The organism is Chryseobacterium oranimense (assembly GCF_900129755.1).
GTDB classification, from domain to species: Bacteria; Bacteroidota; Bacteroidia; order Flavobacteriales; family Weeksellaceae; genus Chryseobacterium; species Chryseobacterium oranimense.
In genome coordinates this window covers 522,874-544,963 of the sequence record NZ_FQWT01000002.1, presented here as the reverse complement: position 1 = coordinate 544,963, position 22,090 = coordinate 522,874, and the positions used below count along the sequence as shown (strand labels likewise).

General features: G+C 38.2%; 23 protein-coding genes. 7 read left to right on the top strand and 16 right to left on the bottom strand.

Going from position 1 to position 22,090, the window contains the following annotated elements; translation table 11 throughout:
- Positions 1–45: 45 nt before the first annotated feature.
- Together dprA and BUB03_RS08965 are read right to left on the bottom strand one after the other, a co-directional pair.
- Positions 46–1,155: a DNA-processing protein DprA gene (dprA, locus tag BUB03_RS08970; protein WP_073062127.1), complete on the bottom strand. Its 1,110-nt coding sequence runs from the start codon at positions 1,153–1,155 to the stop codon at positions 46–48.
- A 33-nt stretch (positions 1,156–1,188) separates the two neighbouring features.
- Positions 1,189–1,956 (bottom strand): rhomboid family intramembrane serine protease, encoded by a 768-nt coding sequence (locus BUB03_RS08965; protein ID WP_073062125.1) that lies wholly within the window; start codon positions 1,954–1,956, stop codon positions 1,189–1,191.
- A 257-nt stretch (positions 1,957–2,213) separates the two neighbouring features.
- On the opposite strand from BUB03_RS08965, the gene BUB03_RS08960 reads away from it, so the two are divergent.
- Both BUB03_RS08960 and BUB03_RS08955 read left to right on the top strand, forming a co-directional pair.
- The gene (locus tag BUB03_RS08960; protein ID WP_040993262.1) at positions 2,214–3,140 is read left to right on the top strand and encodes a DUF3078 domain-containing protein; all 927 of its coding nucleotides are present in this window, start codon (positions 2,214–2,216) and stop codon (positions 3,138–3,140) included.
- Between the two features lie 211 nt (positions 3,141–3,351).
- Positions 3,352–4,272, top strand: a complete 921-nt coding sequence (locus tag BUB03_RS08955; RefSeq protein WP_073062123.1) for a DUF3078 domain-containing protein — start codon at positions 3,352–3,354, stop codon at positions 4,270–4,272.
- A gap of 73 nt (positions 4,273–4,345) precedes the next feature.
- On the opposite strand, the gene sufD is transcribed toward BUB03_RS08955, so the two are convergent.
- The 6 genes from sufD to BUB03_RS08925 all read right to left on the bottom strand — a co-directional run bounded on the left by sufD (position 4,346) and on the right by BUB03_RS08925 (position 9,277).
- Positions 4,346–5,653 carry a Fe-S cluster assembly protein SufD gene (gene sufD, locus BUB03_RS08950; protein ID WP_175547498.1) on the bottom strand — a complete coding sequence of 436 codons (1,308 nt, stop codon included), beginning with the start codon at positions 5,651–5,653 and terminating at the stop codon, positions 4,346–4,348.
- A gap of 113 nt (positions 5,654–5,766) precedes the next feature.
- Positions 5,767–6,510, bottom strand: coding sequence for a Fe-S cluster assembly ATPase SufC (sufC, locus tag BUB03_RS08945; RefSeq protein ID WP_040993263.1), 744 nt, complete (start codon positions 6,508–6,510; stop codon positions 5,767–5,769).
- 18 nt (positions 6,511–6,528) lie between these two features.
- Positions 6,529–6,885, bottom strand: coding sequence for a GNAT family N-acetyltransferase (locus tag BUB03_RS08940; RefSeq protein WP_228417814.1), 357 nt, complete (start codon positions 6,883–6,885; stop codon positions 6,529–6,531).
- Positions 6,886–7,045: 160 nt separating this feature from the next.
- Entirely contained in the window at positions 7,046–8,494 is a 1,449-nt protein-coding gene (gene sufB / locus BUB03_RS08935; protein ID WP_040993265.1) for a Fe-S cluster assembly protein SufB, read from the bottom strand.
- A 38-nt stretch (positions 8,495–8,532) separates the two neighbouring features.
- Positions 8,533–8,907: a four helix bundle protein gene (locus tag BUB03_RS08930; protein WP_040993266.1), complete on the bottom strand. Its 375-nt coding sequence runs from the start codon at positions 8,905–8,907 to the stop codon at positions 8,533–8,535.
- 40 nt (positions 8,908–8,947) lie between these two features.
- Complete coding sequence (locus BUB03_RS08925) at positions 8,948–9,277, bottom strand: HesB/IscA family protein (protein WP_040993267.1); 330 nt, start codon at positions 9,275–9,277, stop codon at positions 8,948–8,950.
- 212 nt (positions 9,278–9,489) lie between these two features.
- Here BUB03_RS08925 and BUB03_RS08920 point away from each other — a divergent pair, with 212 nt between their 5' ends.
- Complete coding sequence (locus tag BUB03_RS08920) at positions 9,490–10,422, top strand: GLPGLI family protein (protein ID WP_073062121.1); 933 nt, start codon at positions 9,490–9,492, stop codon at positions 10,420–10,422.
- A 10-nt stretch (positions 10,423–10,432) separates the two neighbouring features.
- Positions 10,433–11,272, top strand: a complete 840-nt coding sequence (locus BUB03_RS08915) for a GLPGLI family protein (RefSeq protein WP_040993268.1) — start codon at positions 10,433–10,435, stop codon at positions 11,270–11,272.
- Between the two features lie 52 nt (positions 11,273–11,324).
- On the opposite strand, the gene ypfJ is transcribed toward BUB03_RS08915, so the two are convergent.
- Positions 11,325–12,182 (bottom strand): KPN_02809 family neutral zinc metallopeptidase, encoded by an 858-nt coding sequence (ypfJ, locus tag BUB03_RS08910; protein WP_040993269.1) that lies wholly within the window; start codon positions 12,180–12,182, stop codon positions 11,325–11,327.
- A 77-nt stretch (positions 12,183–12,259) separates the two neighbouring features.
- On the opposite strand from ypfJ, the gene BUB03_RS08905 reads away from it, so the two are divergent.
- Genes BUB03_RS08905 through BUB03_RS08895 form a run of 3 tightly spaced genes read left to right on the top strand, consistent with a single transcriptional unit; the run spans position 12,260 to position 14,037 of the window.
- On the top strand, positions 12,260–12,580 hold the full coding sequence (locus tag BUB03_RS08905; RefSeq protein WP_073062120.1) for a hypothetical protein: 321 nt from the start codon (positions 12,260–12,262) through the stop codon (positions 12,578–12,580).
- On the top strand, positions 12,580–12,906 hold the full coding sequence (locus BUB03_RS08900; protein WP_073062118.1) for a hypothetical protein: 327 nt from the start codon (positions 12,580–12,582) through the stop codon (positions 12,904–12,906). Before BUB03_RS08905 ends, BUB03_RS08900 begins: the two co-directional genes overlap by 1 nt.
- 3 nt (positions 12,907–12,909) lie before the next feature.
- Positions 12,910–14,037: a glutathionylspermidine synthase family protein gene (locus tag BUB03_RS08895; protein ID WP_175547494.1), complete on the top strand. Its 1,128-nt coding sequence runs from the start codon at positions 12,910–12,912 to the stop codon at positions 14,035–14,037.
- Here the strand turns inward: BUB03_RS08895 and BUB03_RS08890 are convergent.
- The 7 genes from BUB03_RS08890 to BUB03_RS08860 all read right to left on the bottom strand — a co-directional run bounded on the left by BUB03_RS08890 (position 14,027) and on the right by BUB03_RS08860 (position 22,084).
- Complete coding sequence (locus BUB03_RS08890; RefSeq protein ID WP_073062115.1) at positions 14,027–16,105, bottom strand: LTA synthase family protein; 2,079 nt, start codon at positions 16,103–16,105, stop codon at positions 14,027–14,029. The genes BUB03_RS08895 and BUB03_RS08890 overlap by 11 nt on opposite strands.
- A 176-nt stretch (positions 16,106–16,281) precedes the next feature.
- Positions 16,282–16,797 (bottom strand): 6,7-dimethyl-8-ribityllumazine synthase, encoded by a 516-nt coding sequence (gene ribH / locus BUB03_RS08885; protein WP_073062113.1) that lies wholly within the window; start codon positions 16,795–16,797, stop codon positions 16,282–16,284.
- Positions 16,798–16,800: 3 nt separating this feature from the next.
- Complete coding sequence (locus BUB03_RS08880) at positions 16,801–17,508, bottom strand: YfgM family protein (RefSeq protein ID WP_073062110.1); 708 nt, start codon at positions 17,506–17,508, stop codon at positions 16,801–16,803.
- Positions 17,509–17,713: 205 nt separating this feature from the next.
- Positions 17,714–18,250: an adenine phosphoribosyltransferase gene (locus BUB03_RS08875; RefSeq protein ID WP_073062107.1), complete on the bottom strand. Its 537-nt coding sequence runs from the start codon at positions 18,248–18,250 to the stop codon at positions 17,714–17,716.
- On the bottom strand, positions 18,250–19,452 hold the full coding sequence (locus tag BUB03_RS08870) for an NTF2-like N-terminal transpeptidase (RefSeq protein ID WP_073062105.1): 1,203 nt from the start codon (positions 19,450–19,452) through the stop codon (positions 18,250–18,252). The genes BUB03_RS08875 and BUB03_RS08870 overlap by 1 nt, the downstream gene beginning before the upstream one ends.
- Positions 19,453–19,575: 123 nt before the next feature.
- Positions 19,576–20,595, bottom strand: a complete 1,020-nt coding sequence (locus BUB03_RS08865; protein ID WP_073062102.1) for a hypothetical protein — start codon at positions 20,593–20,595, stop codon at positions 19,576–19,578.
- A 157-nt stretch (positions 20,596–20,752) separates the two neighbouring features.
- Positions 20,753–22,084 (bottom strand): hypothetical protein, encoded by a 1,332-nt coding sequence (locus BUB03_RS08860; protein WP_040993278.1) that lies wholly within the window; start codon positions 22,082–22,084, stop codon positions 20,753–20,755.
- Positions 22,085–22,090: the final 6 nt, after the last annotated feature.

The window sequence follows — 22,090 nt, the reverse complement described above, 5'->3', positions numbered from 1 at the left end:
AAAAGTTAAGTCTCAAATAATGCAATATTAAGAAATCGTTAAATGTCAGATTGCTACAAATTGCCTCCCGGAAAACGATTTTACTTTCCCCAAAAGCTCCAATTCTAAAATTGTAGGAAGAATTTTATAAGAAGGTACTGAAATCTTCTCTGCCAGATCGTCCAGAGATACCTGAGGATGGGCTTTGATCGTCTGATATACGGATGCTTGAGTGTCAGTAAGTTGAACCTCTGTCTCGCTGTATGGAAACAGCTCCCCGGTTTTTTCTTTTGAGAGATTGAAGCCAAGGGAATCCATCAGATCTTTAATGGTGGAAATGGCTGCTGCTTTATTCTGGAAAATCAGATGATTACAACCCTGGCTGTGAGGATCCGTTATCTTTCCGGGAAGAGCAAATATCTCACGGTTATAATCATTGGCAAAGGATGCAGTGCTTATTGAGCCTCCTCCAAATCCGGTTTCCACCACTATGGTTGAAGGAGAGATTCCGGCTATAATTCTGTTTCGCTGAATGAAATTTTCACGGTCCGGTTTCCGGGAAGAATTGAATTCTGTAATTAATGAGCCGCCTTCCTGAAGAATTCTTTCGGACAATTTCTTGTTTTTGGACGGGTATAAGGTGTGAAATCCGTGGGCAAGGACCGCTATGGTTGGAATTTTATATTGGAGAGACTGCTCGTGAACTTCCTTGTCTACTCCAAGAGCTAATCCGCTCACAGATATGTATTTACAGGATTGTGATGCTTCAAAGAAATCTTCTATAAATTGTTTACCATACGAAGTCATGTTCCTGGTTCCTACGATACTCAGCTTTTGCAGGGAATCATCAAAATTACCTTTTTGATAAAGGATTGCAGGAGCGTCATCACATTCGTTAAGCAGGCTGGGAAGCCCTTGAAGATGGCGGAGCTTAATACGGATATTATTCTTTTCGCAGAATTGGATTTCTTTTTCTGCAAACTTCAGGTAATCTATGTTGCCGATATCAGCCACTGTTTTTCTCCCCAGGCCGTCGGTTTTTGAATAATCCTTTTTTGCTTTCTTCCAGGCTTCTTCGGCACTTCCAAAGGATTTTATAAGCTTTTGAAAATTAATATCGCCGATCAGGCTGCATTCGCGCAGGGCAATTGCATAGAGATATTCTTCAGTGATCATGTGTGTTTTTTTTCAAATGTAATGAAATAAGCTTTATCTTTTTCTTAATTCATCCAAATGATCCCAGATGTCATCTCTTTTTTTATAAGGCAGCTCCAGAAAATCTTCCGGATGGTTTTCTTTATATTCCTGCCATAGTTTATCGTCTTTTTCGCTGTAATAGTTTGGAAATTCCCAGATGTATTTTTTTTTCTTTTCCCCAACATTTTTAAAAGCAAAAGCAATGATGCTGCCCACAACAGCTCCCGAAAGGTGAGCCTGCCATGAGATCCTGCTCGGTTCCTGGAGATTGGAAAACAATTCCTCAGGAAACATACCCCAAACCAGACTTCCATAGTATAAGACCACAAGCATCGAAATGGTAAGCAGTTTCATATTCCATTTGAAAACCCCACTGAAGAACAGGAAAAAGGCAAGAACATACACCACACCACTGGCTCCGATAGTACAGGTGTACATATAATCTCCAGTTAGAATGTCTATCGGAGGCAGAAGCCATACCAGAAATCCTGTGGCCAGCCAGCCGATAATAAAAACCTTATTGGCTACCAAAGGGTAAAACTGATACAAAAGGAACAGAAGTACAGCTATCGGGATAGAGTTGCTGATGATGTGATCCATATTTCCATGCAGAAGGGGAGAAGTAATAATTCCCAGTAAGCCTTCCGGCAATAAAGGTATAATGGCTCCAAAACAGCTTTGAAAAAAGCCCTGTGTTTGGAGAAAATAACCCAACCACATTGCGGAAAGCATGAGCAAGGGGGTTATGACAGCTCTTTTGGAAATTATATTTTTAAACATGGTCAATTTACGTCAAATCAAAAGCCAATGATAAATTTCGGAAAATTTGGCGATGTATTTGAGAGAGAGCTGTTTATTTTAAGACAAAAGGTTTCAGTTTTTAAAATTAATAGATCTTTTTTGAAATATAATGTATGAAAGTGGCTTGTTTTTGGTTTCCTGAAGAAAAAAAGATGCGGATTCAGGCTTTTTATAGGCTAATATTTGCCTTAAAAAAAATTATATTAATATTTTTGTAATGAAAATCATGTAAAATAATGAAGAAGTTTTTATTGATTCTTTCCTTTTCTATGGGGATTTATGCGAGTGCACAAGAAGAATTGAAAAAAGATTCAGTAGTCGTGGATACGGTAAAATACTGGTCGGTACTAGGAAAAAATACTCTGATGATCAATCAGGCAGCCTTTTCAAACTGGGTAGGCGGGGGAGCCAACAACGTGGGCTGGCTTGCCGGAGTGAATTACAATATTACCTATGAAAAAAACAATGATCTTTGGGAAAATATTATCGTGATGGATTATGGGCAGAATGATACCAAAGGGCTCGGGGTAAGAAAAACACAGGACGCGATCAATGTATCTACCAATTATGGGAGGAAATTTTCAAAAAGCTGGTATTTTTCTATGGGAGCTGGTCTTCAGTCGCAATTTGCTGCAGGATATGAGGATGGAAACAATCCTTCTGCAAAAAAGATCTCCAATTTTATGGCTCCCGGTTATCTGAACCTTGGTATGGGTATCACGTACAGGCCCAACGATAATCTGACGGTAACCTTACGGCCTACCAATGCCAGATGGACTTTTGTTCTGGATAAAGAACTTCAGCTTGCCGGAAGTTACGGATTGAAAAATGATGGCGATACTTCACTTTTACAGTTCGGTTTTCTGGGAACAGCTTTATATAAGGTAAAACTGATGGAGAATGTTCATATCACCAATACCGCCTCCGTATTCTCGAACTACCTTGATCATCCGGAAAGACTGGTTCTTGCTTATGGTGCCGTTTTAAACTTTAAAGTCAATAAATTTATATCTTCAAATATTACTCTCGACTTGCTGTACGATCATAACCAGATCCAGAAAACACAGCTAAAGCAGACACTAGGGATAGGTTTTGCCTACACTTTAAATAATGGTGTAAAACGGTCTGACCGAAAAGACAGCCAGTGGTGGATTAAAAAATAAGTAGGATTTATTTTAAATCTAAAAGCGCTTCCCGGGGAGGTGCTTTTTTTGCCAGGGAACATTTTAAGTTGAGATAAGTTCATTTTGATGGTTTTCAGAGGTATTTTGCAGTCTTTTAATGCTTTAAATAGCAATTTAATATTTCAAATGAGGGTGATTAGTTTTTTACCAAAAAATATATGTATATTTTTGTAACGAAAATCCTTATTCTATGAAAAAAATTTTATTGGCCGCTACCATTTCCTTTGGAATCAGCGCAATGGCTCAGGAAGTTAAGCCTGAAGCTGCTACAACAGATACTGTGAAAGCATGGTCCATTCAGGGCCAGAATACATTGATGCTCAACCAGGCTGCCTTTTCAAACTGGGTTGGCGGTGGGGCCAATAATGTGGGCTGGCTTGCCGGAGTAAACTATAATCTTACCTATGAAAAAGGAAAAGATCTCTGGGAAAACATCATTATTTTAGGATACGGTCAGAATAATACAAAGGGCATCGGAACCAGAAAAACACAGGATGTGATCAATCTGTCTACCAATTACGGGCGCGAATTTGCTAAAAACTGGTACCTTTCAGGAGGGATGAGTCTTCAGACCCAGTTTGCAGGCGGTTATGAAGACGGGAATAATCCTGAAGCAAAAAAGATCTCGAATTTTATGGCTCCGGGATACCTTAATATAGGTGTGGGGGTTACGTACCGTCCGAATGATAACTTTACCATGACCCTTCGTCCTGCGAATGCGAGATGGACGTTTGTATTGGATGAAGATCTCCAGACGGCGGGAACTTACGGACTTAAGAACGACGGAGATTCTTCCCTGTTCCAGTTCGGTTTCCTGGGCACAGCTATCTATAAGATCAAAATCATGGAAAATATTAACCTGACGAATACAGCTTCGGTATTTTCAAACTACCTTGATCATCCTGACCACTTGGTGCTTGGGTACAGCGGGGTTCTCAATATGAAGATCAATAAGTTCATTTCAACGAATATTACGCTGGATCTGCTGTATGATCATAATCAAATTCAGAAGACACAGTTGAAACAGACTTTGGGTGTAGGCTTTGCCTATAATATAGATAACGGGAAAAAACGTTCCGATAAGAAAGACAACCAATCCTGGCTGAAATAATTCCGTTTAGAATATCAACAACATAAAAAGCACTTCAAAAGAAGTGCTTTTTTGGTATCAATTTATATTAGTCTTAAAATTCTATATCAACCTGCAGCTTTTCAGCTAAAAGTTTTGAAATTTTTTCTTTAAGCGGTTCAATGTCAATGTTCTGCATCGCATCATTGGCAAAGGCATATAAAAGTAACGCCTGAGCTTCTTTTTTGGAGATTCCTCTTGCTCTTAAATAGAACAGGGCATCTTCATTCAGCTGGCCTACTGTACAGCCGTGGGAGCACTTTACATCATCAGCAAAGATCTCCAGCTGAGGCTTGGTGTCAATAGTAGCGCCTTCACTTAGCAATACATTGTTGTTCTGCTGATAAGCATTGGTTTTCTGGGCAATTTTGTCTACGAAAACTTTTCCGTTGAAAACACCGTGTGCATTTCCGTCAAAAATACCTTTATAGTTCTGGTAGCTTTCACAGTTCGGGAAATTGTGGTGAACTGCCGTATGGTGGTCCACAAGCTGATCTTTTCCTATGATCGTAATCCCGTTCATGAAAGAATTGATATTGCTTCCGTTATGAATGAAATCCAGGTTGTTTCTTACCAGCTTTCCTCCGAAAGAGAAGGTGTTTACAGTAGTTAAGCTGTCTTTTTCCTGTCTTGCAAAAGTGCTGTCGATAAGATATGACGTGTTGTTGTCATTCTGAAGCTTGTGCCAGTCTGCTTTTGCATTCGGATAGGTAAAGATTTCCGTCACAGAATTTGTAAGTACATACGTACTGTCGAAATTATGGTGGCTTTCTATAACTTCCACTTTAGCGCCTTCTTCTACAATCAGTAAGTTTCTTGTATTGTAGAATGTATTTTCTTCCTGGTTCTGAGAGATATAGAAAATATGGATCGGTTTTTCAATGACCACATTTTTTGGTACTTTCAAAAAGAAACCGTATTTGCAGTATGCAAGGTTCAGGTTGGTGAAAGCAGTATCCTTAGAAGCAATGGTATTGAAATAAGTTTCGAATACTTCTTTATGTTTTTCATCATTCAAAGCATAGTTGAATGAAAGAAATTCTACATTCTCGATAGAAACTTTTGAAAGCTCTTTATGAAGTTTGCCGTTCACAAAAACAATCCAGTCAAAATTTTCTTCACCCAAATGCAGCTGATCCAGCTGTTCTTTGGTAATATTGTGACTTTCTTTAGGGAAAAAATTGTAGTTTTTTTCCGTAATTTCTTTTATGCCGGTATATTTATATTCTTCGTCTTTTTTTGTCGGAAAACCTAAGTTTTCGAACTTTTGAAGAGCAGCTTTTCTATCTTCATCCAGAAATCTGTGACGAAGACTCTCCAAAAATTCACCGTGATTGTCAATAATCTGATCGTATAAAGCCATTACTGATATTTCGGCCATCACACCTAATTTTATATATTTAAAAATACTAATTTACTGCGGGTTTTCCGCATTTTCAGAAGGATTGATAAAATTCCTGCTGAAAGGGTTTCTTCTTAGTTAAGAAGCCAGTCGTAACCTTTTTCTTCAAGCTCCAGGGCAAGGGATTTATCACCGGTTTTGATGATTTTCCCGTTAGCCAGAACGTGAACGAAGTCAGGCTGGATATAGTTAAGCAATCTCTGATAGTGGGTAATCAAAAGAACTGCGTTTCCTTCATTTTTGAAAGCATTTACACCATCCGCAACAATCCTTAGGGCATCAATGTCCAATCCTGAATCGGTTTCATCAAGGATCGCCAGCTTAGGATTAAGCATCATCATCTGGAATATTTCGTTTCTCTTCTTCTCACCTCCTGAGAAACCTTCGTTCAGTGATCTTGAAAGGAAATCTTTTTTTATACCTAACTGCTCAGATTTTTCACGGATAAGCCCAAGCATTTCTTTTGCCGGCATATCTTCCAAACCGTTTGCCTTTCTTGTTTCATTTAAAGCAGCTTTAATGAAGTTGGTTACAGAAACACCTGGAATTTCCACTGGATACTGAAAAGAAAGGAAAATTCCTTTATGTGCTCTTTCTTCGGGAGCATCCTCAATGATGTTTTCTCCTCCAAAAATGATTTCTCCGTCTGTAACTTCATAATCTTCTTTTCCTGCAATTACAGAAGAAAGAGTAGATTTTCCAGCTCCGTTAGGACCCATAATGGCATGAACTTCCCCAGGTTTTATTTCAAGATTAATCCCTTTTAAAATTTCTGCGCCATCTTCAATTCTGGCGTGTAGGTTTTTTATTTCTAACATTTTTATTTGCTAAACAAATTATTTTTGAATTCTATATACTAAACTTTCAGGCTGACCGGGTACGTCATTAAGAGTCCCGATTTGCGTCATACCTGCCTTTTCCAAAACTTTAACAGAAGCTATATTATCCGGGCGGACAAGTCCGAATATCTCTTCTTTATCAAGATGATTAAATCCGAAATCCACAGCCTTTTTTGTGAATTCTGTCGCATATCCTTTTCCCCATGCTTCTACTGCAAAGCGATAGCCAAGATTTAATTTTTCATCCTCTCCATATTTTTTATAGCTCAGACCTCCGAAACCTATAATACTTTCATTCTCCTTCGCTATAATGGTCCATGCTCCGAAATGGTGCTGATCCCAGTGTTCCTGCATCTTTTGAATGTATTTTCAGCTTTTTCAAAGCTCATAGGGCCACCCGGGTTGTACAGATTGGTCTCAGGATCTTTATTAATATCAAAAAATCTTTCGAAATCTTCTTTTTCGGTTTTTCTTAAAATTAATCTATCAGTGACTTCCATACATAAACTATAGATTATCCTACAGATCCTTCCAGAGAAATCTCAAGTAATTTTTGAGCTTCAATGGCAAATTCCATAGGAAGTTTATTCAATACTTCTTTGCTGAACCCGTTCACAATCAATGCAATAGCTCTTTCGGTGTCAATTCCTCTCTGGTTACAGTAGAAGATCTGATCTTCCCCGATTTTTGAGGTCGTAGCCTCATGTTCCAGCTGTGCGGTAGGATCTTTAATCTCAATATAAGGGAAAGTGTGCGCACCGCATTCATTACCCATCAGCAGGGAATCACACTGGGAGAAGTTTCTTGCCCCTTTAGCGGAAGGCATTACCTTTACCAATCCTCTGTAGGAATTATTGGATTTTCCTGCAGAAATACCTTTTGAAATGATCGTGGATCTGGTATTTTTTCCAATATGGATCATTTTGGTTCCGGTATCTGCATATTGGTGATTATTAGTCACAGCAATAGAGTAGAACTCACCGATAGAATTATCTCCTTTCAGGATGCAGGAAGGATATTTCCATGTTACGGCGGAACCTGTTTCTACCTGTGTCCATGAAATTTTTGCATTTCTTTCGCAAAGTCCTCTTTTTGTTACAAAGTTGAATACTCCTCCTTTTCCTTCTTCATTCCCCGGATACCAGTTCTGAACGGTAGAGTATTTAATTTCTGCATCATCCATTGCGATAAGTTCCACCACTGCAGCATGAAGCTGGTTTTCGTCTCTTGATGGTGCTGTACATCCTTCAAGGTAAGAAACGTAGCTTCCTTCATCAGCAATGACAAGGGTTCTTTCGAACTGTCCTGTTCCTGCCTGGTTGATACGGAAGTATGTTGAAAGTTCCATAGGGCATTTTACCCCTTTGGGGATATAGCAGAAACTTCCGTCAGAGAAAACTGCGGAGTTCAGTGCTGAATAAAAATTATCCCCTCTTGGAACAACTTTTCCTAAGTATTTTCTTACTAAATCAGGGTGGTTTTTAATAGCTTCAGAAATGGAACAGAAAATAATTCCTTTTTCCATCAGGGTCTCCTGAAACGTGGTCTTTACAGAAACTGAATCTATAACGATATCTACAGCAACTCCAGAAAGTCTTTTCTGCTCTTCGATATTGATTCCAAGTTTCTCAAAAGTTTTTAAAAGTTCAGGATCTACCTGATCCAGGCTTTCTAATTCCGGTTTGGCTTTCGGGGCTGCATAGTAACGGATAGCCTGGAAATCAGGTTTTTCGTATTTAATGTTAGCCCAGGTAGGTTCTGTCATTTTCAGCCAGATCCTGAAAGATTCCAAACGCCATTCTGTCATCCATTCGGGCTCCTCTTTTTTCGCGGAGATCGCACGGACAATATCTTCATTCAGGCCGGTTGGAAAGTCTTCATAATCTATCTTCGTTTCCCACCCGAATTCGTATTTTTTATTTTCTAGATCGACTCTTAAATCGTCTTCAGTGTATTTGCTCATAATTTATTAAGAGATTCAGAAATTAAGAAATTTAAAAATTACTTAGCGTCTAAAGTGCTCTTTTCAAGATATTTTATAAAATGATAAATCTCTTTTGTTATTTCCATACACTCAGTATTAAGTGAATTGAAAATTTCATCATTGATTTTCTCTAAACTGTATAAAACAAACAGCATATTTCTGACTTCTGCACAACTTCCTTTTGCAATCCAAAGAAATCTGATAAATTGTTTGTTACTTCCATATTCTGAGCCCTCAGCAATATTATTAGTTATTGATAAAGTCGCTCTTTTTAGCTGATCTTTGAGTGAAAATTCTTTTTGTAAATTTTCGTTATCAAGAATTTTAAAAATTTTAACTGTAAATGCAATTACCTTTTTATAAATCGGGAAATTTTCAAATGAGACAGTCATAATTTCTAAATTTCTTAATCTCTAAATCTTTTAATCAGTCTTAAAGACTGAAAGATTCTCCACATCCGCATGTTCTGGATGCATTAGGATTGTTAAAAACAAACCCTTTTCCGTTTAAACCTCCTGAATATTCAAGGGTAGTTCCTGCTAAATAGAGGATAGATTTTTTATCAACAACAATTTTTACATTATTGTCCTCAAAAAGCTGATCAGTATCTGTTTTTAAGTTGTCAAACTTTAAAACATACTCTAAACCAGAGCATCCTCCGCTTTTTACCCCCACTCTTATATAATCTTCAGCAGGGTTGAAGCCTTCCTCTGTCATCAGCTGGATGGCTTTTGCCTTTGCTTGGTCTGATACTTTTATCATTGTATTTATTTAGAATGATTTAATGATGCAAAAATACGAACTAATTTCCGCAATCTCAAATCGATGGTGTCTATTTTCATGATTTTACATGCTGACCGGAATCCGGATGTTAAAAATTAGCCAATATTATCTTCATAAATAAGATGATTCCCTTTTTGATTTAACTTTGAATCATATTTTTTATCCTAATGAAACAACCACAAGGCGTAATAATGAAGAAAAAATTAATTGTCTTTTTTTTGTTGCTTTTAGTAACCATTACCTACGGGCAAACCGAAAGATATATTTATGAGACTTCGGTGAATCCTGACTCGATCAATCTGGTAAGCATGAAACACGAAAGAACGTTTCTTGATATAAAAGGAGATAAGTCATTGTTTATCAGTGAGAGTAAGCTGATTAAAGATTCCCTGATGTCGGCTTTCAGGCATGAAGATAAAGAAGATCATAAAATGAAGGGAAAAGATTTACAAAAAGTGAGCATAAAGAAAGCTTCTGAACCTGCTTTTTTTGAAAATTACATCATTAAAAATATTCCCCAGCACCAGGTTTATTATTACGACAGAGTGGCCGGCAGGGAGATCTATTATCAGGAAGACAGACCCTTGAAATGGGAGATAACCGATGCCAAAGAAAACCAGAATGGGTATCCTGCTCAAAAAGCCGTTACAAATTTTGGAGGCAGGGTCTGGACAGCCTGGTTCACTAAAGACATTAATATTTCCGATGGGCCATATAAATTTTCCGGACTTCCGGGACTTATTGTGAAACTGGAAGATGAAAATGGTGACTATAAATTCGATCTCGTTAAAAAGATCAAAATTCAGAATGCTTTTGAAAAGCCGGTTGATCCCAATGCAAAACAAAGTACAAGGGTTGCTTTTAACGGTGACAAGGCAGCATTGATGCTTGAGACAGGTAAAAACAGAAGGCTGCCGGAAGGTTATGAAAAAGGGGGAATGAATTTTGGGGGCAAAGGACATGGTGGTATGAGAGGTGGCGGAATGGGCGAAGGCAGAATGAACGGAGGAAGAGGAATGCGTCCTGACGGAAGTAATGATGGTGCTTTTCCTATGCATGATGCAGGCCTTGGAAGTAATCCTTTAAAAAATAATGAAAGTCAAAATCCAATTGAGTTAAAATAAAAATCCAGAAATGAAAAAATTAGGAATTCTTGCTTTAGCGTTGTTTATGCAGCATATTGCTGCGCAAAGCAATCGTTTTGTATATCAGGTGACTATGAAGCCGGATGCAGAAAACAAAAGCGATATTAAAACTGAAAATGCATATTTAGATATCTCTGCTGAAAAATCTCTTTTTTATTCTGAAAACAGGTATAAAAGAGATTCCATTCTGCAGAAAGCTTTCCAGGGCGGCGGAGGAAGAGCTTCCATTAGCAGGGAGCAGATGGAAGGGGTGAGAACGAATATCAACTATTCCGTTGAAAAGGATAAAGCCAACCAGAAAACAATCTTTAAGGACAGAATTGGCAGAGATCTTTATTCTTACGAGGAAGACCGTCCCCTGAACTGGAAAATGTCTTCTGAAACCACGAAGATAGGCGAGTATAAAGTTCAAAAAGCAACCACGGATTTTGCTGGAAGACAATGGACGGCCTGGTTCACAACGGATCTGCCTTATCAGGACGGACCTTATAAATTCGGAGGACTTCCGGGACTGATTGTAAAGGTGGAAGACGATAAAGGTGACTATTCTTTTGATTTAATGAAGAACTATAAAATTGCAGAAGTCGCAACATTAAATCAGTTCGGAAATACTTTAAAGGTAAAAAGAGCGGATTATTTGAAACAGCAGGCTAAATTTAAAGCAGACCCGATGTCGTTCATGCAGAGTGGCGGAGGTGGAGGCTTTCCTGCGCCCCCGATGTCAGGTGGAAGAGGAGGAAATCAAAATCCTGCTGACATGAGGAAGAGAATGGAGGAAAGGGTAAAAGAGGAAGCGAAGAAAAACAGCAACCCGATTGAACTGCAATAAAAAAAGAAAACCCTGAAGAAATCCTTCAGGGTTTTAAATTATATTAAAGAGCTTATTTTAAAAGCTGGTTAAAAGTATCTCCCTGCTTAATATCTCCCGTATTGTAGCCTTTCATAAACCATTCTTTACGCTGTGCAGATGAACCATGGGTAAAACTTTCCTGATTTACATAGCCCTGGGATCTTTTCTGGATATTATCATCACCCACAGCTTCAGCTGCTTCTATAGCGGACTCAATATCACCCGGTTCCAGAATACCTTTTGTATCATTTGTTCTTTTTGCCCATACTCCGGCATAGAAATCTGCCTGCAGTTCTGTGGCTACAGATACCCTGTTCAGATCTGCTTCGGAATATCTTCCACTTCTTCTTAAGGCATCTACTTTCTGAGTGGTTCCCAAAAGGGTTTGGATATGGTGCCCCTCTTCGTGAGCCAAGACATAGGCTACAGTGAATTCTGTTACTTTTGCCCCAAATCTCTGCTGAAGTTCATTAAAAAAGCTCATGTCCATATAGATCTTTTGGTCGGCAGGACAGTAGAACGGTCCCATGGCAGACTGAGCAGTTCCGCATCCGGATTGTGTAGTATCTTCAAAAAGAACAATTCCCGGTTTGGTATACGTCATCCCGTTTTCTTTAAAAATCTGTTCCCAGGTAATAGTATTCCATCCGCTCATCATGTCAACCATTTCTCCAATTTTATTCTCTTCAGCGCTGAGCTCCCGTTTTTGTCCGTTTCCGGAAGATTGTACACTGCCGGAGCTTAGAATACCGGAAGGGTCACCTCCCAAAAAGAAAACAATTGCAGCTATAATCAAAGTTCCGAGCCCTCCACCTACAATCATACCTCCGCTACCACCAGAACCACGGCGGTCGTCTACGTTTCCGCCTCTATCGTCTGTCCATTTCATAAATAAATTTTTTTGCTTTGTAAATTTAAAATAATATCATTACTAAATGACTATTTTTGTGAAAAATTAAGACTTACGTGAAAAAAATTAGACTTTCCCTTTTATTAATTGGAGTAATAGCATTTACAGCCTGTGAAAAAGAAAAAGAAGACGCCGTGAACAGTGTGGATAAGACTGGTTCTATTGAAACAGAACTTTCCGTGGAACATATGGATACTGCAGATATTCTTATCACCAAGCACAAGATCTGGAAAGATAAAAAGCTTTTCAAAGAAATCATTAAAAAGGATACTATTCCGAGTTTGGGAGATACCCTTGTAGGGGGAGAGGACAGTGATGGCAATGAGCATATTGCCAAGACAAAAAAGGACTATGAATTTTTTATAACGGTGCAATAATGAAAAAGTCCGGCTCTATAAAATTACTTTTCGTAACAGGGGTATTAGCAGCGTGCTCTCAGGAAAAGCCTAAAGATCAGACTGAAAAGAAAGTGTATATGAGATCTGATACTACGGCTTCCTATACAAGAACTCATGGTTTTATGACAGGTCTTTTGTTGTACCATGCATTCAGGCCTTATGGTGCTTATAGTTATGGATCTTACCAGAAAGCTGGCTACTACAGTGATGCGATAAGTTCCAAGTCCAATATCGGAAGAAATAATTTCAAAGGAAACGTTGTAAGGGGACAGCTGGGAAGAAGCGGTTTCAGTGCATCATCATAAATTATGGAAAGAATTCAGTCACAATTCAGGAAAAACTGGCAGCATAAACTTGAAAATCTGGGTTTCGGATATCACTCTCTTGACGGGCTTTATTGGGATGAAAGTCATTATTACCAGTTCAGCACAGAAGAAATTGATAAGATAGAAAGTGCCACTGCCGAACTATGGCAGATGTGCCTGGAAGCGGTTGACTATATTATTACAAAAAAACTTTGGGATAAGTTCAGTATTCCTGAATGGTTCCGCAATTATATTATCACAAGCTGGGAAGAAGATCATCCTTCGATCTATGGAAGGTTTGATTTTGGTTTTGACGGCAAGAATTTGAAACTGCTTGAATTTAATGCAGATACCCCAACTTCACTCTATGAAGGTTCGGTTATCCAATGGTACTGGCTTCAGGAGCTGTTTCCCTATAAAGATCAGTTCAATTCAATTCATGAGAAACTGGTAGGTTACTGGAAGCATCTTAAGAATTATATGAATCCGCATCACATTTATTTTGCATCCCTTACCAATATTGAAGATGTTACCAATGTGGAATATATGCGTGACTGTGCTTCACAGGCGGGGTTTGATACGGAATTCATTCCTGTTCAGGATATCGGCTGGGCTGAGGATATTTCAGAATTTATAGCCGGAGATAGTTCCATCATGGAATATATCTTCAAGCTTTATCCTTATGAATGGATTCTTGCGGACGGTTTCGGAGAAAAGCTGGTAAAAAACGGGTTCAGGTCCCAGTGGATCGAGCCGGCCTGGAAAATTCTTCTTTCTTCAAAAGCTATTCTGCCGGTACTTTGGGAAATGTATCCCGATCATCCATATTTATTGGAATCTTATTTTGAGCCGCGCCACCTGAAAGATTTCGCAAAAAAACCTATTTATTCGAGAGAAGGGGCAAATGTAATCCTGCACAAAAATAACCTCGCTGTTGAGGAGAATGACGGTATCTATGGTAAAGAAGGCTTTATTTACCAGCAGTTATTTGATCTTCCCGATTTTGAGGGCAATTATCCGGTAATCGGCAGCTGGGTGATAGGGCAGGAGCCTGCCGGTATCGGGATCAGGGAAAGTGTTCACCTGATCACTAATAACGAAAGCCGTTTTGTACCTCACCTTATCGGTTAAGTTTCTTTTCTTTAAGCCAGAATGATGTGGACTGATAGGCAGAAATAGCATCATTGACTAATTTTTGTTCTGGATTCCTGATCAGCTTTTCGTCATAATGCAGTTTGAATTCAGGAGCAAGGCTGCTTGGTTCCAACTGTAAAGAATATTGTTTTACCTTTTTAACAGGTGAAATAATGGTTAAATGGTCGTCTTTTACCAAACCAAGATCCTGGTAAGTGGCAATATAGGCTTTAGGCTGGAATTCTTTTTTAAAGACATCCTGGCCAAGGAATTTAGATTGATAATTGAAATTCAGCAGTCCGAAAAGGGTTGGCATTACATCGATCTGGGACATCAGCTTGTCAAACTTCTGAGGTTCAATAAAGCCTTCCGAGAAAATCATTGCCGGAATTCTGTATTTATCCATAGGAAGCTCTGTTTTTCCTGCGCTGGATGCACAGTGGTCTGCTATGATCACAAAGACCGTGTTTTTGTACCAGTCCTGTTTTTTAGCCATTTCAAAGAACATTCTGAGTGAATAATCTGTGTATTTTACCCCTCCATCACGGGATTTTGCTGTTCCGGGAATGTCAATCCTTCCGTCAGGATAGGTAAAAGGCCTGTGGTTGGAAACCGTCATCCAGTGATTGAAGAAAGGTTTTCCGGATTTAGCCTCAGCATTCATAGTCTGAATCGCTTTTTTAGCCATATCTTCATCAGCAACGCCCCAAACATTGGCAAAGGTAATTTCTTCAGGTTTAAAATTATTCCTGTCGACAATATCATAACCGTTTCCGGCAAAAAAGTCCTGCATGTTATCGAAATAGCTGTAGCCTCCGTAAAGGAACTTCACATTGTATCCTTTGGATTTGAATACGCTTCCGGTTGTGAATTTATTTTTGTTGTCGTCTCTTTTAATAATACTTTCTCCGGCAGTAGGAGGAATACAGAGGGTAAGTGCCTCAAGTCCTCTTACGGTCCTGTTTCCGGTAGCATACAGATTGGTGAACATCATTGATCGGTCGGCAAGGCTGTCCAGAAAAGGAGTAATCTTTAAAGTGCCGCCGTAATGTTCCATAAAATCTGCGGATAAGCTTTCTATAGAGATAAGAACTACATTTTTTTTAAGCTCAGGCTGTTCAGGAATTATATTTCTCTGTAAAGCCGGCTCTGAATACTGACTCAAAAAGTTCTTTTCAGCTTCCTGCTGGTTAATTTGAGGATAAAACTGGAAATAATCCAATTCATTATGGGTAAATGCCCAGTAGAACTTCGGAAGTCCGTTGTTTTCAATTTCATCAGCAAAAACATTGTCTGAACGGATCTGCATTAAGGAAGATACACCCAGAATACTGAGGCTGACCATCACAATAAAAGTTCCCAGCAATACCATTTTTTGCTTAAAATTAGGCAGTTCCAGCAGTTCGTCTTTTGTTTTTTTATAGATAAACCATGTGATAGCTAACGTAACAATAAGAATGGCAGAAAACAGAGGGACAACCGGATAGCTTTCCATAATATTCCCGATTACCTCGTTTGTATAGATCAGATAATCAACAGCAATAAAGTTATAGCGTACCCCAAATTCATTATAAAAGAAATACTCACTTACAGCATTGAAAATAATGAGAAGGACATATAGCAATAAGGTAATGAAATACAGTACATTGCGGATCTTGATTCTTTTGGAAGGAAGAAAAAGCATCAGGCCGAAGAAAAGAGCTTTTATTCCCACAAAAGCTAAAGCTATTTCTGAAACTGACCCTCCGTACTGATTGAAAATATTATTCGGAATGACTAGAATATAAAGGAAAAACAGGATTAAGGCTCCAAAAATTATATATCCGTAAGGCTTTTTATATTTGGAATTTGAGAGGAACAGAAAGTAAACGGCCAATAATGTACTGGCGATAGTAAAAACAAAAATATCATTCAGTAAACCAATGGACAGGACTTTTATCACTTCAAAAAATCCGAAACTGGCTGTCGTAATAGGGTGGAAAAGAAATACAATCCGTATGATTAACGAGATGATAAGATAAAAAATCCCTAAATACAAGAACGGTTTTATTTTACTTGGAAGCATATACGTAATGTATAAATTAATTTACACAAAGATAGTTTTTTATATAACTTTTAGTGAAAAAAAGTGAAAGCATACCATTTCTTTCAATTATAATGAAGACGTAACCTGATTAAGGGTTATTAACAAAAAAGGACTATTAAAAAATAGTCCCGTATACTGTTAAAGTGCATTAAAGATTATTGTCCGAAGCCAATGTTGCCTTTTTTGTCGGAAATTTTTCTTTTGAAATCGATCATTCTCAGAGCTGTTACGGCTGCTTCAACGCCTTTATTGCCTAAATCCCCGCCGCTTCTTGCGATAGACTGTTCCTTGTTATCATCGGTTAGTACACAGAAAATAGTAGGGGTATCTGTAAGAACATTGCAGTCTTTGATTCCTTGCGCTACTCCGGCACTTACAAAGTCAAAATGAGGCGTTTCACCACGGATAATACATCCGATGGCAATTACTGCGTCATATTTTCTTTCTTTGCACAGCTGCATGCTGGCATAGGTGAGTTCAAAAGCGCCCGGAACCGGGAAAAGTTTAATATTTTCCGGGTTTACCCCTTCTTTTTCAAGAATTTCCAAAGCTGCATCACGAAGATTGTAAGTTACAAAATCATTCCACTCAGAAAAAACAATGCCGATAGAAAAATCTTCGGCATTGGTTATATGAAGTGGCTTGTAATCGGAAAGATTAACTGTTGCCATTATTTAAAAATATTTAGTCATTTCAATATAAGAATCAGACATTCCGTTGTCGTAGTCCTGATATTTCTCGTCAATTGCAGAGAAGTATTTCTTAGCTTCCGCATTTTTCTTTAATCCTAATGCTAAGATACCTGCTTTTCTTGTGAAATAGTAAGTGGTATAAGGATCATCAGAAGCAGTTGATGCTTTGTCCAGTAAAGATAAAGCTTCATCATTTTGGTTAAGACCTGATTTTGCATCTGCCATAGCACCGTATTTCAATGCCATTAATGTTTTGTTAGCAGAAGAAAATTTGTCTAAAAGATCGTAAGCTTCCTGGAATTTTCCAGCCTTGAATTTTAATAACCCTGCATTGTAAGCAGAAAGTTCACCAACCTTTGTATTTGAATATTCGTTATATGTTCCTAAAAAACCAGGATTTGCTGCAGAATTTCCTCCCAAAGCTTCTTTATCTTTCCCTTCGGTCTGGTTTTTTTGAGCAGCAAGGAAACTTTTTACAGCTTCAACATTCTGAGGAGCTACTACAAATTGTTTGTAAGCAAAGAATCCTAAAACAGCCAAAACCAATACCCCGAATACAATACCCAATTGCTTTGAATATTTCTCAAGGAATCTTTCAGTGTTTAATGCCTCTCTGTCAAGGTCTTTAAAGAACTCAACCGTTTCTTTACCTTCTTGCTCGTTCTGAGCATTCTTTCCCAATTTTGCCATAAATTCTTAAAAATTGAACTGCAAATTTAATTGTTTCTGAATGATTTACAAAATACTTTGTGAGTATTATTAATGAAATGTTGTGAATTGTCGATTGTGAATGATGAATTTATTAAAAAAGAAAGCTTCGACTCTGCTACGAATGACATTTTCTAATAACTAAGTCATGCTGAGCGGAGTCGAAGCATTTTTATAATCTGCAAAATTAAAATTCTAAAATATGATATATTTCTGCATTGAACTTTTCCAGTTTTTCATCCCCGTTCAAACCTTTCAGACCAATGAGGAAGCTGAATTGGGAAACAGTTGCCCCTTGTTTTTCCACAAGTTTTGCTGCTGCTTCTGTAGTTCCTCCTGTCGCCAATAAATCGTCATGGATCAGAATTCTCTGTCCCGGCTTTATCTGTCCTTCGCGGGTTTCGATGACAGCACTTCCATATTCAAGGTCATAATTTTCTGAAATAATGGGTGGCGGGAGTTTTCCTGCTTTTCTAATCAGGATAAAAGGAACTTCCAGTGCTACTGCAATGGCAATTCCAAAGAGATAACCTCTGCTTTCAATTCCGCATACGGCATCTATCTTTCCTTTGCTGAAAGCAACAAGGTCTGCAATGACTTCTTCATACAGCTTTGGGTTCAGGAAAATGGGTGAAATATCCTTAAACTGAATTCCGGGGATCGGAAAATCAGGGACATTTTCAATGGTTTCTTCCAGTTTTTTGATCAGTTCTTGTGAAGCCATTATGGGTTTATTTTATAGCTGGAAATTTTCCAGTCTCCGTTTACATTTTTAAGTCCGAAAGTTACTTTTAAAGAAGTGGTTTTTCCGTTCTTGTCTGTTACATCGTATGTTGCATTTACACTGGCTCCGTTGGCAGTTGTACCATTGGTTGTAATGTTTTTTACATTTACATTTTTCACCGATCCGAAACCTGAGGTAGGATTGGAGAATGATTCATAGCTTCCCCAGCTAGGGTTGCTGGAAGCATCATATGCTGCCTTAAGATTTTGTGAACTTACACTGCTTAAGAATTTGCTTACTGTATTTTTAGGGTCTGCTGCCGGCTGTTTTGGAGCAGCTGGAGTAGTAGTTGCAGCAGCATTTGGATCTGCAGGTGTTGTTGGGGCAGCTGTAGGATTATTAGGATCAATTACAGCGTTAGGATCCTGCGTTACAGCTGTTGAATCAGTTTTAGGTACCGCAGGGACTTTTAAAGCTGATGAATTTACTTCAAGCCCGATTTTGGACATTTTGAATGTCTTAGCTGTGGTTTTTACTGAAACAGTGATATCAATCTTACCATCCACTACTTTAGCAGCAGGAATTGAGGAGAATTTTAAATTGAATCCTTTAAAGTTGTTATCCTGCATAAGGTTTTTAGCCGTAGAAAGCTTCACTCCATTGCTGAAGACTTCTAAAGTAGCTTCCAGCCCGGCTCCGGTAAATGATACAGGGTTTCCTGCAGTATCTACAAGCCTTGGAACCACCTGAATGGCTGTAGGCGCCCCGGTTCCGTCATCCCCGGTTGGTCTGGTGATAATACTTAATGAATTTGCTTTTACATCATTAGGATCAGTTTCTTTAGCCTTATCATCACCGAAGATATTCATCTCTCCAAGAGAAGGAGGGGCGGTACTGGCCCATTCAATGCCGTTTTTCTGTGCCACTTCATCCGCCATGGCAAGGATTTCAGGAACTTTTTTCCCGTCAATCAGCTTTCCAAGGGCTTTCAGCTCTTCCACATCGCCGTCTGCTTCTACGCCAAACGTCTTTAGTATATAAAGCGCTTCATTAAATTTGATCTGTTTAATGGTTGAAAGGCTGGAAGTCATGTCATTGATACTTGACTGCAGCGTTTTAGTATTCGTAGCATCTACATGATCTTTCTTACATGCTGTAAAAAGCAACAGACTGAAAACAAGTAGAAAAGAAAACTTTTTCATTTTAATTGGGTTTGCTACAAATTTAATAAAACCTTTATTAATAGTAAGTTTTTATTTCTCTTTTGTTCGGGATTAAAATTATTTATAGTATAAGGTTAAGTTTCTGTGAGTCCGTCAATACAGTTAATTTTTGGTTTTATTCTGCTGTTCTTTCAGATCATCTTTAAAAAAGGAACTGAAAATCGTCTGCATATTCGGGAAAGAAGATTCCTGCCAGTATTTTGTTTTGTAATTGCTGTTGGCTTTGTCAAATTTTACTTTTTCTAAATCATCATCATTACTGAAACTAAATTCTGCAGGATAAAAATTGTTGTAGAGAATGATCTGATTGTAACTAGGCTCACTTTTATGTTTAAGTTTTACAAAGGCAACTTCATTATATTCAAGGAAATCTTTCAGGCTTTTTCCTGAATTTTTTTCGAAAGACATATTCAGGATGGTACGGATGTCAAAGAACCTGAAACCAAATAAAGAAAACTCTTTTTCCTGAAGGGCAGCACCAGATACTTCTATTTGGTCCCTACGATCACCCTTTAATTCTTTTATGGTGTTTCTTTTGGTTTTATACTCTTCGGGATTTCCTACGTTTTTCAGTTTGGGAAGCTGTAGTGAACTGCCATAGTCCCATGTGGAAGTTTCTTTTTTCTCATTTTTAACTTCCAATCTGAAAACCCTGTATTGCTCAACATTTGAACTTTTCAGCTTTTTGGTTTTGTTGTCGAAAACATAGGTTACTATCCCATCTGCATAGCTGTTCAGTTTATTGTTCACAGTTACATATGCATTAAAGTTTCCTTTGATGACAATATATTTTGCGGGCTTTGTATTCTTAATGACAACGGTTTCTATTTCTTTAACCTGGTCATTGATTTTAATGATATCCTGGTTAAGCTCCGAATAGGTGAGAGTGGCAACCGGAAAATTATTGTATACCAGCTGGAACTTTTCCTGGGAGGGAGATATTGCCTGTTTATCAATTTTGCCATCAATATCGGAAAAAGCGAGGATGCTTCCGTCATTTCCAAAAACTGAAACTTTGGGTAAGGGTTTATTGGTCAGTTCGGAAACAAAAGTTATAGTTTGTGCCTGAATGAAATTCAGAAGGAAACCAAACAGGATGGTTATCAGATAATTTCTTTTCATATTATTATTTTTTGATTAAAATAATTCATGGGTCTCATTATAAAGACACACAAAATTGAAAATGGTTGCCTGAGAATTTTTATAATGTTCACTTAACTGCACAAAAAAAGACTGATCATTACATCAGTCTTTTTTATTTTATATCTGTTACAAGTCCTTAGAAAGGATACTCATAAATTTCAGATTCGTGTAAGAATGGGTTTCCTGTAGGAATCAGCTTCAGTTTAGATAAAGCAGTTAATACAGTAAACATAAATAATCCTGCTACGAATAGAACAGCTCCTGCAATTAACAGGAATACTTCAGGAGTTTTCCAGTAAGGTCCTACCGTTCCCGGCATTACCATATTGAAGTAGTCTAAAAGGTGACCTAATATAACTACTACAGCCATTGTTGTTACTACTTTGTAGTTTCTCTTGATGCTGCTACTTACCAATACCAATAGAGGTAACAGGAAGTTGATGATCAGCATTGGTAAGAATGTTGGTCCGTAGTGCTGGAATCTTCCAAAGAAGTAGTTAACCTCTTCCGGAACGTTCGCATACCAGTAAAGCATGAACTGCGCAAACCATGTATACGTCCAAAGCATACTTGTAGCGAAAAGGAATACTCCTAAATCGTGTAAGTGGTTGTCATTGAACTGAGGTAAGAAACCGTTTTTCTTCAGGTAAACACTTAGAAGGATGATCACAGCGATACCACTTGAAAGGCAGCTTACCATTGAATACCAGATATACATTGTAGAATACCAGTGAGGGTCAATAGACATCAACCAGTCCCAAGCCCAAGCAGCAGAAGCAAATCCGAAGAAAGCAATATATCCTACCGCCCATCTGTAAAGCATCTGATAATCTACTTTAGATTTGGTTTCGTCTACTTTTTTAGACTGAGCTTTAAGTTTCCAGGCGAAGAAAGAAGCACCGATCACATAGATCAAAGTTCTGATCGCATAGAAAGGAATATTTAAGAATCTTTTCTTTTCGAAAAGGATCACATCAAAGTGTGCAGAGTTAGGATCTGTTAATTCAGGATCCATCCAGTGGAATAAGTGGCCATTGTGCGTGATATTCAATATCATCAGAATAACCAGAATTGCACCACCATATGGGATATAAGAAGCAATAGCTTCCATTACTCTTGTAATAATAATAGGCCAACCTGCGTGGGCAGCGTGCTGAATACAGTAAAAGAATAATACAGCACAGCTAATTCCAAAGAAAAATACTGCTACAAAGTGCAGCGATGCCAGTGGCTGGTTGTGAACCTGAAGCTCAGCATGCTCTAAATGAGCAGCATGGTCCTGTGGTCCTACCATTTCACTGGAGTGTGTAGGGGCAGTATGACCGGAAGCGTGAACCGCTTCCATCATGTGCTCTATTTTTTCAGTGGAAAGTCCTTTATTCATAAAGAAACCGATAGCAAATAGAACTAAACCTACAACAAGAAGGATTATAGAAGTTGATTTTAATTTTGGTGAAAAACTATACATTTCTTT